6 protein-coding genes are annotated in these 13,841 nt (G+C 68.9%); 2 read left to right on the top strand and 4 right to left on the bottom strand.

Translation table 11 applies throughout. The features are described 5' to 3' along the window. Positions 1 to 53 precede the first annotated feature (53 nt). Complete coding sequence (locus QMX82_RS24055) at positions 54 to 2,159, bottom strand: NAD(P)-binding protein (RefSeq protein WP_282288275.1); 2,106 nt, start codon at positions 2,157 to 2,159, stop codon at positions 54 to 56. Positions 2,160 to 2,328: 169 nt separating this feature from the next. Here QMX82_RS24055 and QMX82_RS24050 point away from each other — a divergent pair, with 169 nt between their 5' ends. Together QMX82_RS24050 and QMX82_RS24045 are read left to right on the top strand one after the other, a co-directional pair. Beyond that, positions 2,329 to 8,934 (top strand): response regulator, encoded by a 6,606-nt coding sequence (locus QMX82_RS24050; protein ID WP_282288272.1) that lies wholly within the window; start codon positions 2,329 to 2,331, stop codon positions 8,932 to 8,934. 6 nt (positions 8,935 to 8,940) lie between these two features. Then, entirely contained in the window at positions 8,941 to 9,855 is a 915-nt protein-coding gene (locus QMX82_RS24045; protein WP_208691688.1) for a diguanylate cyclase domain-containing protein, read from the top strand. A 17-nt stretch (positions 9,856 to 9,872) separates the two neighbouring features. On the opposite strand, the gene QMX82_RS24040 is transcribed toward QMX82_RS24045, so the two are convergent. From QMX82_RS24040 to QMX82_RS24030, 3 genes are all read right to left on the bottom strand, one after another. Beyond that, positions 9,873 to 10,898, bottom strand: a complete 1,026-nt coding sequence (locus QMX82_RS24040; protein WP_282288265.1) for a GGDEF domain-containing response regulator — start codon at positions 10,896 to 10,898, stop codon at positions 9,873 to 9,875. A 96-nt stretch (positions 10,899 to 10,994) separates the two neighbouring features. Next, the gene (cheB, locus tag QMX82_RS24035; protein ID WP_282288263.1) at positions 10,995 to 12,032 is read right to left on the bottom strand and encodes a chemotaxis-specific protein-glutamate methyltransferase CheB; all 1,038 of its coding nucleotides are present in this window, start codon (positions 12,030 to 12,032) and stop codon (positions 10,995 to 10,997) included. Further along, positions 12,029 to 13,841, bottom strand: a 1,813-nt coding sequence (locus tag QMX82_RS24030) for a hybrid sensor histidine kinase/response regulator (protein WP_282288261.1), incomplete at its 5' end; no start/stop codon positions are given. The genes cheB and QMX82_RS24030, both read right to left, overlap by 4 nt.

Genomic DNA, 13,841 nt, shown 5'->3' with positions numbered 1-13,841 from the left:
CCCCGCCGGGGGTGGCCCGCGGCGCCGCGCGCGCGGCGGTCCAGGCGGTGGCGCTACTGGAAGGCGTCCTCGCCGGGCAGGACCTCGCGGTGGCCGAGCAGGGCACGCGCGGTCTGCAGGCCGGATAGGGTCGCCGACTCCACGCAGCCCATGTTGAAGCCGTTGTCGATCCAGTCGCCGGTCAGATAGAGGTTGCGGCAGACGCTGCCGTCGGTGGCCAGGCGATAGCGGCTGCTGCCGGCCACGCTCTGCACATAGCGCTCGCTGGGATCGACGTTGGCCCGCCAGTATTGATAGTCGAAGCGCGCCGCGCCCTGGACCTCGGCGGGCGCCAGCAGGAAGTCCCAGCGATAGCCCGCGGGGGTCACGGCTGCCGGCCAGTAGGCGCCCAGGTTGCCGTTCATGAGGTCGAGGAAGGCCTGCTTCACCTTGGCGGCCTCCTGCTGCGGATAGTCATCTTTTTTGCCGATGGGCGGGGCGGCCTTGGCGGCGAAAACCCCGCAGAAATAGCTGATATCAGCCGGTGGCGTGCCGCTCGACCAGTCTTCGCGGTCCACCAGGTAGCTGACATCCGCCCAGGAGTCCATCGCCTGGGCGGCGAAGCCCAGCAGCTCGGGCGCCTGCCCACCCTGAGGCGAGCCACTCCAGCCCAGTTGCCAGGCGTCGCGGTTCTGCCAGAGCTGTACCGCCTGGGTGGCGACGGTGGCCACCTGCCCGGTCATGCGCGCGAAGGCCGGGTCCAGGGCGCACAGGCTGGGGGCGAGGTCGGCCAGGCCGGCCACGGAGATCCCCAGCACCACCTCGTCGAAGTCGCGATCGACCTGCAGCTCCAGCTGCTCGACGCCCTGCCAGCCGCTCCAGTTGGATTCCAGATTGATCTGGCCAGCCTGCAGCTCCCGGGCGATCTGGTCGTCGAGCTGGTCGTACAGCGGCGCCGAAGGCCAGCAGGGCAGGCCCTTGACGTCCACCAGCGGTTGGTAGGCGTCGCCCTTGAGGGTGACCTGGCGCTGGATCTGCAGGCGCGTCACCCGCGGCCCCTGACCGTCGTCCACCGCTTCGATGCCGGTGACCTGGTGGAAGAAGCGGAAGTCCACGCCGCGGCGGGCGAGCACCTCGTAGTAGGGCGCGAAGACCACATCACCCATGCCGGCCTGCATGCGCCAGATGAAGGAGCCCTTGGCCGTGGTCAGGGCCAGCAGGGCGGCGCGTAGCACGGTGCCGGCCTCTACGTCGGGTTGGGCGAGGTTGCCGTCGCGATAGGCGAAGATGCCACCGTGCAGGGACTTGAGCACCGCGCCGTCGAGGGTCGCGGCGCTGGCGCCGTGGCGGCTCAGCCAGGCCTGGAAGGTTTCCCCGTTGAGCGCCGCGAAGCCCTTGACATAGACCTCGTCGGTGAGCATGCCGATGAGTACGGTCAGGCCGAAATCCATCAGCAGCCACAGCCGGTGGGCCTTGACGTGGGTCTGGCTGCGGTCGTGCAGGATGTCGCCGAGCAGGCCGCGAAGCCTGCGCAGCAACGCCAGCAGCACGGGATGGTCGACGCCGTCGGGCAGCGCCGTGCGGGCCTGCTGCAACTGGTGCTCCGCCTCTTTGAGGGCCAGCTCCTGCAATTCCTCCCGGCAGTGCGCGCGCAGGCGGGCGAACAGGCCGCCTGGCGCGGTGGCGGCCGGGGTGTCGTCCACCTCGCCCAGCCGCAGCAGCCACTCCAGCAGATCGCCGAGGGCGGCCATGAAGGGCTTGGGATTCCAGCCCTCGCCCGGCTTGCCGGGCAGGGCCAGGGTATCGATGGACCAGGTGGTCCACTGCCCGTGGAAGGCATCGGCGAAGGCGGTATGGGAATGCGCGAAGAAGGCCTCGTCGAGGGTCGCCAGCGGCGCGCCGGCAGGCCGGTCCAGTTCCTCGTAGCACTGCCTCAGGCTGTGGAAGGCGTTGTAGTAGAAGCCGAACCAGACATGGATGCCGTGTTCCTCGATGCGCTGGTGGTCGGTCGCGTTGCGTCCGCTGGCCCCCTTGCCGCCAAGACGCCAGCCCTGCTGGTACAGGGTGATCTGGTAACGGTCCTGCCAGTTGGGCTCACTCGTAAGACGAAAGGCGGTGGTGACGGCGGACACGCCGCCGCCCAAGATGGCGATCTTGCGGACGGAAGGTATAGCGTCCATGCGTAATGCTCCGAAGTGTGCAAATTGTTGCACCAGTGGACGTAAGCCAGATGATGGCTAGGGTAATATCACTTTATCGAAAAGTTCCCTTGAGACTTTAGCAAGGCAACGGAAATAGTTGAGGCGCCGATCCGGTATCCCCGGTCGGCCGAGGATCGAGGCGAACGCGGTGTTGAGGATTCCAGGCTACAGCTGCAAGGCGCAGGTGAGCGAAAGCCGCCATGCCCTGATCTACCGTGGCACACGCCTGGCCGATGGTCAGCCGGTGATCCTCAAGCAGCTGGCCGCCGACTATCCCACGCCCCAGGCCCAGGCCGGGCTGCGCCACGAATTCGAACTGACCCGCCGCGCCAGTGCCAGCGGGGCGGTGAGCGCTGCCCTGGAGCTGCTGGAATACCAGGGCCGCCAGGTGCTGGTGCTCGAAGACATCGGCGGCACCGATCTCGCCGGGTTGCTCGCCGCCGGACCGCTGGCGCTGGATGACTTCTTCGACTGGGCGCTGGCCATCGTCCGTGCCCTGGCGCGGCTGCACCGACTGCGCATCGCCCACAACGATCTCAATCCCCGCAACATCGTCTGCAACTGCACCACGGGCAGCCTGCGGCTGACCGATCTGGGCATCGCCACGGTCTTTGGCGCGGTCCATGGCAGCGATGCCCGCCTGGAGGGATCGCTCACCTATCTGGCCCCGGAGCAGAGCGGGCGGACCGGGCGCCACCAGGACTATCGCAGCGACTTCTATGCCCTGGGCGTGACCTTCTACGAGATGCTCGCGGGCGAGCCGCCGTTTCGCGCCCAGGACCCCCTCGAATTGGTGCATGCGCACCTGGCGATGCGTGCGCCCTCGCTGGTCGAGCGGGTGCCGACGGTACCGCCGATGCTTGCGGCGCTGGTGGACAAGCTCATGGCCAAGGCCGCCGAGGAACGCTACCAGGGCTGCTTCGGCATCCTGCGCGACCTGCAGCGCTGCCAGGCGGCCCATCAGGCCGGTGAGCGGGCACCCTTCGCCCTCGGCGAGCAGGACCCGCCGGCCCGGCTGATGCCGGTACGCACCCTGCAGGGCCGCGGCGCCCCGCTGCGCCTGCTCGAAGAGGCGCTGGCGCGGGCGACCCTGGGCCGGATCGAAGCGGTCTTCGTCAGCGGCAGTTCCGGGGTGGGCAAATCGGCGCTGGTGCAGGCCTTCGTCCGCCGTCAGGGTGAGCGGGTGCTGCTCGCCCATGGCAAGTTCGAGACCCTTGGCAGCGGCGTGCCCTATGGCGCCCTGCGCCAGGCGGTGCGCGAGCTGGTCGAGGTCGGCCAGAGCCTGGGCGAGGCCTTCGCCGATCGCCTGGTCGAGGCCCTGGGTGGCAACGCCGGGGTATTGACCGAGGTCTCGCCCGAGCTGGCCACCTGGCTCGGACCCCAGGCACCGGTGGCCGAACTGCCGCCGCACCAGGCCGAACAACGTTTCGACGAAGCCGTGATCGCGCTGCTGCTGGCCTTTGCCGCCGATACCCGGCCGCTGCTGCTCTGGCTGGACGACCTGCAGTGGGCCGACAGCGCGTCGCTACGCCTGATCGAGCGCCTGCTGGCGCGGACCGACCAGGGGCCGTTGCTGCTGGTGGCGACCCATCGTGAAGAACAGCTCGCCGGCAGCGCCCTGGAGCGCCTGCTCGGCGCGGCGCTGATCCGCACCCTGTCGCTGGGTCCGCTGTCACGGGTGGAGATCGAGCGACTCATCGCCGAACTGCTGCCGGCGCCGGCGGACGAGCAGGCGGCCCTGGCCGGTCTCTGCCTGGACAAGACCCTCGGCAATCCCTTCTTCATCGAGCAGTTGCTGCGCAGTCTGCAGCAGGAAGGCCTGCTGGAATTCGACGGCGAGCACGGTCAGTGGCACTGGGAGCTGGCCCGCCTCCAGGCCCTGGACGTCTACGACAATGTCGTCGACTTCATGGTCGGCAAGCTTCAGGACCTGCCGGCCAGCACCTCGCGACTGCTGCAGTGGGCAGCCTGTCTGGGCACCCATTTCTCCAGCGATCGCCTCGCCGCGCTGATGGTGGAATCGCCCGCGGACATCCGCCGTCTCTGCCAGGCGCTGGTGCAGGAAGGCCTGCTCACCGAGCCCGAAGACGGCCCGGCGGGGGAACAGACGCCCACGCACTACAGTTTCCTGCACGATCAGGTACGCCATGCCGCTCACTCGCTGCTGGCGCCCGCCGAGCGCGAGCGGGTCCACCTGCGCGCCGGTCAGCTGTATCTCGCCGAAGGCAGCGCCACGCGGCTGGACGCGGTCAATCACCTCAACCTGGCGCTGGCGCTGATCGAGACGCCCGCCGAGCGGCTGCAGCTGCTGGAGCTCAATCTGGACGCCGCCCGCAAGGCGCGCCAGGCCAACGCCTATCCCGCCGCCCAGGAGTTCCTGCGCACGGCGGTCGCGCTGATCGACGACGCGGCCTGGGAGAGCCGCCATGAGCTGCTGTTCCAGCTGCATCGGGAATGGGCCGAGGTCGCGCACCTCTGTGGCGATGCCCACGAAGCCCTGCGCATCTGCGAACTGCTGCTGCCGCGGGCGCGCACCATCTTCGAGGAAGCCGGGGTGCGGGCCCTGCAGATCGACCTCTATAGCGGCCTCGGGCGCTTCACCGAAGCCCTGGTGGTGGCCAAGGCCGGCATCCAGGTGCTGGACGAGCCCTGGCCGGAGGCGCCGGACGCGATCAACCAGGCCATCGGCGCCGACAGCGCCGAGGTCGAGGCCTGGCTCGCCGAGCACCATCCGGCGGCCCTGCTCGACCTGCCACGCATGGAAGATCCGCGTGCCCAGTTGCTGATTCGCCTGCTGGGCCTGCTCTGGGGGCCGGCGATCAACGTCGACCTGCCGACGAGCCTGCTGGCGGTCATGCGCATCGTCAAACTGTCGATCCAGTACGGCAACGGCGATCTCTCGCCCTTCGGCTATGCCAACTATGGATCGCTGCTGTCGGCCTTCCATGGCCGCTACGAGCTGGGTTACCAGGTCGGGCGCCTGGCCGTCGACCTGGTCGACCGCACCGGCAACCTGCCGCTCAAGTGCAAGGTCTACACCATGTTCGCGGTGACCAACAGTCCCTGGTCGAGCCCCATCGCGGACAACGTCGCCCTGCTGCGCGAGGCCCTGGCCGCCGGCCAGCGCACCGGCGAGATCATCTTCACCGCCTACAGCGCCTTCCACATCCTCAAGCACCTGCAGCACGCCGGGGCGCCGCTGGACGACATCCTCGGCGAAACCGCGGAGATCGAGCGGATCCTGCTGGGCATCGGCGATCCCAACACCCTGGAGATCTTCACCATCCTGCGCCAGTCGCTGCGTCTGCTGCAGGGGCTCACCCCGGGTCAGGAGACCTGGGACGAAGAGGGCCAGGACGAAGCGGCGCTGGTGCGGCAGATGCAGGATAGCGGCCATGTGCTCTGTCTGAACTACTACGACTTCAACAAGATGCAGGCGGCGCTGCTGTTCCGTCGGCTACCCCAGGCGCGGCAGCACGCCGAAGCCATGGAAGCCTCGCTGGCGGCGAGTTTCGGCTGGTTCAGCATCGCCGAGCACGCCTTCTATCAGGCGCTGATCGTGCTGGCCGAGGGCGAACTGGCGGGCGAGGCGCTGGCCAAGGTCGAGGTCGCCCAGGAACGGCTGAACGGCTGGGCGGCGCACTGCCCGGAAAACTTCGCCCACAAGCGCGACCTGGTGGCCGCCGAGCGGGCGCGCCGCGAGGGCCGGGTCGAAGCGGCCATGGATCTCTATGAACAGGCCCTGGAATCCGCGCGGTTGCACGGCTTTCGCCAGGGCGCGGCGCTGGCCGAGGAACTCTATGGGCGCTTCTGGCTGGAACAGCAGCGTCCGCGGATCGCCCGGACCTATCTGCAGGATGCCCAGCGCAGCTATCTGCACTGGGGCGCTGCGGCCAAGGCTCAGGCGCTGGAGAACGAATTCCCCCACTGGCTGCGCGTGGCCGAGGCGACTGCCCTGACGGTGCAGCGCACCCAGGGCCAGGCCACCAGCGAGATGATGCGGCTGGACTGGCTGTCGGTGCTCAAGTCGCTGCAGACCATCTCTAACGAGCTGGCGCTGGATCAGCTGCTGGCGCGGATGATGCGCATCATCTTGGAGGAGGGCGGCGCCCAGCATGGCCTGCTGCTGTTGCCCGAGGGCGGTCGCTGGCTGGTGCAGGCCTCGATCTGCAGCAGCTCGGCCGAGCCCAAGGTGCTGCAGGGGCTGCCACTGGCGCTGAACGAACAGGACTCCGGCGAGGGCCTGGTGCCCCTGACCCTGGTGTCCCACGTGATCCGTCACCGCGAACCGGTGATCCTCGATGACGCCGCCCGCGCCGGCCGCTTCGTCCGCGACGCCTACATCCGCGCCCGGCGTCCGCGCTCGGTCTGCTGCCTGCCGGTGCTGCGCCAGGGTCGCCTGATCGGCATCCTCTATCTGGAAAACAACCTGCTGGCCCAGGCCTTCACCCCGGGTCGGCTGCAGGTACTGGGCATCCTGGCCACCCAGGCGGCGATCTCCCTGGAGCACGCGCAGATCTACGAAACCCTGGAGCAGCGCGTCGGCGAACGGACCCTCGAGCTGGACCAGGCGCGCATCCGTGCCGAGGAAGCGGCAGCGGCCAAGTCGCTGTTCCTGGCGACCATGAGTCACGAGATTCGCACCCCGCTCAATGCGGTGATCGGCCTCAGCCGCCTGACCCTGGGCACCCGGTTGTCCGGCGAGCAGCGTGGCCATGTTGGCAAGATCCTTGACTCCGGCGAGACCCTGCTGGGGGTGATCAACGACGTCCTCGACTATTCGCGCAACGAAGCCGGGGGTACCCAGCTCGAACAACTGGGCTTCAACCTGGCCAAGGTGCTCGAACGCACGCTCAATCTCTGTGCCATCAAGGCCCACGAGAAGGGCGTCGAACTGGTGCTGGATTGCGGTCCGGACATTCCCCTGGCGCTGGAAGGCGATCCGCTGCGCCTGCAGCAGGTGCTGGTCAATCTGCTGAGCAATGCGGTCAAGTTCACCGAGCGGGGCCATGTGCTGATCCGCGTCGGTGCCGTCTGCGAAGCGGGTCGTGCCCATTTCAGCCTGGCGGTGGAAGACACCGGCATCGGCCTGACCGAGGCGCAGCAGGCGCAACTCTTCCAGCCCTTCACCCAGGCGGATGGCTCCATCAGCCGTCGCTACGGCGGTACCGGCCTGGGCCTGGCGATCTCCCGCCAGCTCACCGAACTCATGGGTGGCACCCTCGAAGTCCATAGCGAAGCCGGGCGCGGCTCCTGCTTTACCCTGCGTCTGACCCTGCCGGTGGTGGGCGAGCCGGAGCGACTGCCCAGCCAGACGCCGCGGCAGGTCCTGCTGGTGGACGACCACGGCCTGGCCCGGCGCACCCTGGGGCAACGCCTGCGCGAACTGGGCATGCAGGTGGTGGAAGCGGAATCCACCGAGCAGGCCCTGGCGGCCATGGCCACGACGGTCTTCGAACTGGCCATCGTCGACTGGCGCCTGGGCGCCGAGGATGGCCTGGCACTGGCGCGCCAGTTGCGCTTCCGTCAGCCGGAGCTGGCGCTGACCCTGCTGGCCTCGCCCTACGAGGCGGAGGAGGTGCGCAGCCTGGGCGAGGATCTGCCGGGTCTGGAACTCCTCGACAAACCGGTCACCGGTCCCGCCGTGCAGCGACTGCTGTCCGGGCTGGGCCTGGCATCGGTCGCCGCGTCGACGGTGGGCCAGAGCGTGGTGGATCTGCAGGGCATTCGTCTGCTGCTGGTGGACGACAACGCCATCAATCGCCAGGTGGTCATCGGCTTCCTGCAGGGCAGCGGCATCCTGATCGACGTGGCCGAAGACGGCCAGGCGGCGCTGGACCAGCTGGAGCGGCAGCGCTACGACCTGGTACTGATGGATGTCCATATGCCGCGCCTGGACGGCCTGTCGGCCACCCGCGAATTGCGCACCCGCCCGGCGCTGGCCGCGCTGCCGGTCATCGCCATGACCGCCAATGGCCTGCCGGGCGATCGCGAGCGGTGCCTGGATGCGGGCATGAACGATCACCTGGTCAAGCCGCTCGATCCCGCCGAGCTGTTCCGCATCATCGCCGCCTGGGCCAATCTCGAGCAGCTGCAGCGCGCCGAGCGCAAGGCGGTGGAAGAGGGGGGGGACGTGAAGGAGATCGGCGTGCTGGCACGGGCGCGGGCCAGTGCGGTGCTCGAACCCGAGTCGGCATTGCGCCTGCTGCGCGGCAGCGCCGAACTCTATGAACAGCTGATGCGGGATTTCCGCGTGCAACAGGCCGAACTGCCCGGGCGGATCGCCGCCTGGCGTGCGGCCGACGATGTCACCGCGCTGTTCGAGTGCGCCCACGGCCTGCAGGCCACCGCCGCCTATGTCGGCGCCATCGCCTTGCAGGACGCGGCGCAACGCCTGACCACCCGGATCCGGCTGGCCCAGCCCATCGGCGAGGACGTGGGCCGCCTGCAGGCCGAGGCCGAGCGGTGCCTGGCGTCGCTCGACGAGATCCTGGTCGAGGTCGCCAGCGGCGACGAGGCCGCCGTCGAGGAGCTGGAAGCCCTGCTCGAACGCCTGGTCGGACTCTTGCAGACGTCGGACTTCGCCGCCGAGGAGGTGCTCGACACCCTGCTGCGCGCCTGCGTGAGCACGCCCCACAGCGCCGATGTGGTACGGATCCGCGAGTGGGTGAACGACGTCGAGTTCGAACATGCCGCCGATGCCACCGCGGATCTGCTGCGGCGGGTGCGGCACGCCGGAAAGCGGTCGGGATAGTTGCCGATGGAGGGGCGTCGTCCCGAGCTGCCGTTGATCCTCATCGTCGACGATCAGAAGAGCAATCTGCGCGTCCTCGGTGATCTGCTGCGCAACGAGGCGCGCATCATGCTGGCCAAGAGCGGGGTCCAGGCGCTGACCAAGGCCGCCCGCGAACACCCCGACCTGATCCTGCTGGACGTGGTGATGCCGGGCATCGACGGCCTGCAGCTGATCCAGCTGTTCAAGCGCCGCGCCGAGACCAGCGCCATCCCGGTGATCTTCATCACCGCGGCCAACGACCTGCACCGCGAGGTGGAGTGTTTCGAGCTGGGCGCCAGCGACTTCATCCAGAAGCCCTTCAATCCGCTGGCCGTGCTGGCGCGGGTGCGGCTGCACCTGCAGCTGGCCCGTCAGCGGCGGCTGCTCGAGGAACTGGCGCACATGGATCCGCTGACCGCGGTGGGCAATCGGCGCCGCTTCGACGAGCAGCTGATGATCGAGTGGCAGCTGGCGGTCAGCCGGCGGGGTTCGCTGGCCATCGCCATGCTCGATATTGATTACTTCAAGCAGTACAACGATACCCACGGCCACGGCGCCGGGGATCAGGCGCTGGCGCGGGTCGCCCAGGTGCTGGAGCAGCGCATCCGCGAGCGGGACTGCCTGGCGCGCTATGGCGGGGAGGAGTTCGTGCTCTTGCTACCCGGCGCCTCGCGCACGGCGGCGGAAGCGGTGCTGGAGCGCTGCCGGCAGGGCATCGCCGAATTGCGCATCGCCCATCCGCTGGCGGAGGACCGTCTCTGGCTGACCATGAGCATGGGCCTGGCCTGCTGCAATCCGACCCCCGAACAGACCCCGGAGGGCCTGCTCAAGGCCGCCGACAACCTGCTCTACCAGGCCAAGGCCGAAGGGCGTAATCGGCTGGTGAGTCGCAGCTTCTAGCCGTTTGGCGAAACGCCCTAGGGCGCCAGGTCCTTGCCGCCCTTGACCAGATGCACCCGGTTGCGGCCTTCGGCCTTGGCCTGGTACAGCGCCTGGTCGGTGCATTCGATGAAGGCTTCGTGATCGTCGCCACTCTGCGGCTGGATGCTGCCGACGCCGATGGAGATGGTGACGAAGCCGAGGTCACTGCCGGAGTGCGCCACCTGCAGCCGTTCGACCCCGGCACGGCAGGCTTCGGCGACCTTGAGCGCACCCTCGGCGTCGGTCTCCGGCAGCACCATGGCGAATTCCTCACCGCCGTAGCGGGCCACCAGGTCGGCCGGGCGCTTGAGCTGCTCGGTGAGCACCGCCGCCACCTTCTTCAGGCAGAGATCGCCGCTGAGATGGCCATAGGTGTCGTTGTAGCGCTTGAAGTGGTCGACATCGCACAGCAGCAGCGCCAGCGGCTGGCGATTGCGCCGGGCGCGCAGCCATTCGCCTTCGTAGGTCTGGTCGAAATGGCGGCGGTTATTGATGCCGGTAAGGCTGTCGATGGCCACCAGCTTCTGCAACTGGATATTGGCTTCGGCGAGCTGGCGCTGGCTCTCGCGCAGGAAGCGAAAGGCCTCGTCGCGCTGGGCGCGCAGGACGTGGGCCTCGGAGTGGTAGCGTACCCGCGCCAGCAGTTCCAGCTTGTCGGGCAGCTTGACCAGATAGTCGTTGGCACCCGTGGCAAAGCTCTGCGCCTTGACCTGGGGGTCCTCCTTGGAGGAGAGCACCACGATGGGCACGTCGCGCAGTGCCGGTTCGGCGCGGAAGCGCCTGACCGTTTCCAGACCGTCGATCTCGGGCATGATCAGGTCCTGCAAGACCACCGTGGGCTTGAGTTGCAGGGCCATGTTGACCGCCTGGTGCGCGTCCAGGCAGTAATGCAGCTCGATGTCGGGCTGATCGGCGATCATCCGCCGCAAGGCTTCGATGATGATCAACTGATCGTCCACCAGCAGCAGGCGCACCTTGGGTGCGTTCAGGCTGTCCTGGGCGTTACCCTCATGCGTGGCCATTACTGCGAGTCCTTGTGCGGGCGGGGTCGGGCGTCCCGCGTCTCTTCTTGGCCAATCCCTGCCACTGCGCCGTCCAACGCTCCTGTTGGCGACCTTTCATGTCATCTTACGCGAGCCGTTGCCGAAGCGTCTTTGCAGCCAGGCGCCGATCTGCGCGGGGCTGAGAATGCGCTCCGCGGCGCCCATTCTAACCGCAGCCGCGGGCATGCCGTATACGGCGCAACTGGCTTCGTCCTGGGCCAGTGTCGGGCAGCCGCTCTGGCGCAGGGCATAGAGACCGCTGGCGCCATCGCGGCCCATGCCGGTCAGCAGGATGCCCAGGGCCTTGCTGGCCCGCAGCGGGTGGCTGGCGAGCTGGGTAAAGAACACATCCACCGAGGGACGATAGGGGTAGTCCACCGGCTCGGCGGTATAGGCGAAGCGGCCGCGCTCATCCAGCAGCAGGTGATCGTCACCCAGGGCCACGGCGACGTGGCCGGGCTCCGGCAGGGCGCCGGGCATGGCGGCGGTGACCGGCCAGGCGATCTGGGTGCCGAGCCAACCGATGAAACTGGGGGCGAAGCGGCGGTCGATATGCTGCACCAGCACCACGCTGGCCTCCTTGGTGGGCGCCCAGGCCTCGAACAGGCTGACCAGGGCCGCCGGTCCACCCGTGGAGGCACCGATGGCCACCAGGCTGTCGCTGGTGGCCTCGGCCGCGGTGCTTGGCGTGGCAGCGGTGGCCTGGGGCGGGCGCGCGGGTCGTTCGGGCAGCCGCACCAGGGGTTCGATACGGGCGATCTTGCGCAGCAGGGCGCCACCATCGGCACCGCCGCTCAAGGCCGGGGTAGCGGTCACGTCGAGGGCGCCGGCGCCCATGGCGCGAAACACCCCCTCGCAGTCGTCGGGGGTGGCGGTGACCATGAGGATGGCGCAGGGTGACTGCGCCATGATCCGGCGCGTCGCCTCGATGCCGTCCAGGCGGGGCATCTGCAGATCCATGAGGATCAGATCCGGGCGGTCCTCGGCGCAGCGCGCCACGGCTTCCTCGCCGTCATGGGCGATCCAGGCGACCGTATGGCGCCCGTCGCCGATCAGCAGGCGACGCAAGGCCTCGGTGGCGAGCAGCAGATCGTTGACGATGGCGATTCTCATGGGGCTCCGATGAGGTCCTGCACGGCGGTGATCAGGGCGTCGTCGTGGAAGCTGCCCTTGGTCAGATAGTAGTCGGCACCGGCCTGCATGCCCTTGAGCCGATCCTCCGGGCGATCCTTGTAGGAGACGATCATCACCGGCAGGGCATGCAGACGCGGATCGCGGCGCACCAGTTCCACCAGCTCGATACCGTTCATGCGCGGCATGTCGATATCCGACAGCAGCATGTCGAATTCACCGGCGCGCACGGCGTTCCAGCCGTCCATGCCGTCCACCGCCACCTCCACCTGATAACCCTGGCCTTCCAGGAGCTTGCGCTCCATCTCGCGCACGGTGAGGGAATCGTCCACCACCAGGACTCGCTTGACCCTGCGGTTGTCCGTGGCCGCGCCGCTCTGCACCTGCCGCAGGCGGCCCTCGCCGAGCAGTCGCTCGATGCCGGTGAGCAGGTCGGCGACGTCCAGCAGGAGCACCGGACTGCCGTCGTCAAGCAGCGCCCCGGCGATGACCGAGCGCAGCTTGCCGAAGATCTCGTCCAGCGGCTTGAGCGCCAGGCCCTGTTCGCCGCGCAGGCGATCCACCACCAGGCCATAGCGCCGCTCGCCGCTGCCGATCACCAGCACGGCGAGATCGCCGGTGGGCGGCGCGCCGTCCAGTTCCAGCAACTGATGCGCCGCGACCAGCCCTAGGCGATCCTCGCCGAGCAGGAAGAAGGCCTTGCCCTCCAGCGAGTGCACCTCGCCTGGGTCCAGGCGCAGCACCCGTTCGATGCGATTGACCGGCAGAGCATAGGCCTCGCCGGCGATGTCGACGATCAGCGCCCGGACGATGGAGCGACTGACCGGTACCAGCAGGTGGGTACTGAAGCCCAGCCCCGGCCGGGTTTCCAGGCGCACCTCGCCATCCAGGGCGCGAATGGCGTCGGCCACCACGTCCAGACCCACCCCGCGACCGGACAGCTCGGTCACCGTCTCCTTGAGACTGAAGCCGGGCAGCAGCAGGAACTCCAGCAATTCGGCCGGGCTCAGCTCGGCGGCCACCGGCGGCGGACTCAGGCGCCGGGCGATGACCGCGGCGCGGATGCGCTCCAGGTCCAGGCCACGGCCGTCGTCGTGCAGGCTGACCTGCAGGCGCCCGGCGACATGGCGGGCCTCCAGGCGGATCTGCCCGCACTCGGGCTTGCCCAGGGCGCGGCGTTCGGCCGGGGTTTCCAGGCCGTGGTCGACGGCGTTGCGCAAGAGGTGGTTGAGCGGGCTTTCCAGTCGCGCCAGCACCTCCCGATCGATCAGGGTGTCGGCGCCGTCCACCTGCAGCACGGCATCCTTGTCCAGGCCCCGGGCCAGGTCGCGCACCAGCCGCGGAAAACCCTGGACGGCATCGCGCAGCGGGCGCATGCGCACCCCCAGCACTTCGTCCAGCAGTCCCTGACAGACCCCGAGCAGGCGCCGTTCGTAGGCTTCCAGGGCCTGCAGCTGCTGCTGATAGCGATCGAGCAGGCCTTCCTGGCGCTGACGCATTTCGCTGCTGACCGCCTGGGCCTGGCCGAACAGGCCCTGCAATTCGCCGCGATAGCCCTGGAAGCCCTGGAGCAGGCCATGCAGGCCGAGGCCCATGACCCGGGCTTCGCTGGTGAGGGCGAGAATCTGGTTGAAGCGACCGCTGTCCACTCGCAGCGGGTCCCGGCTGCGCTCGGCGTCAGGCGCGGGTTCTTCTGGTACGGCGGGTGCAGGGGCCGGTTCCCGCGGGGCGACCGCGCCCCCCGGGGCGGGGCGCGGGTGGCCCGCGCCCCCCCGCCCGGCCCGCCGCCCC

Origin of the sequence: Pseudomonas sp. PS02302, from assembly GCF_029959585.1 — a bacterium.
Classification (GTDB): domain Bacteria; phylum Pseudomonadota; class Gammaproteobacteria; order Pseudomonadales; family Pseudomonadaceae; genus Chryseomonas; species Chryseomonas aestiva.
The sequence above is the reverse complement of the archived record's forward strand: the minus strand, read 5'-3'. Positions and strand labels throughout refer to the sequence as shown.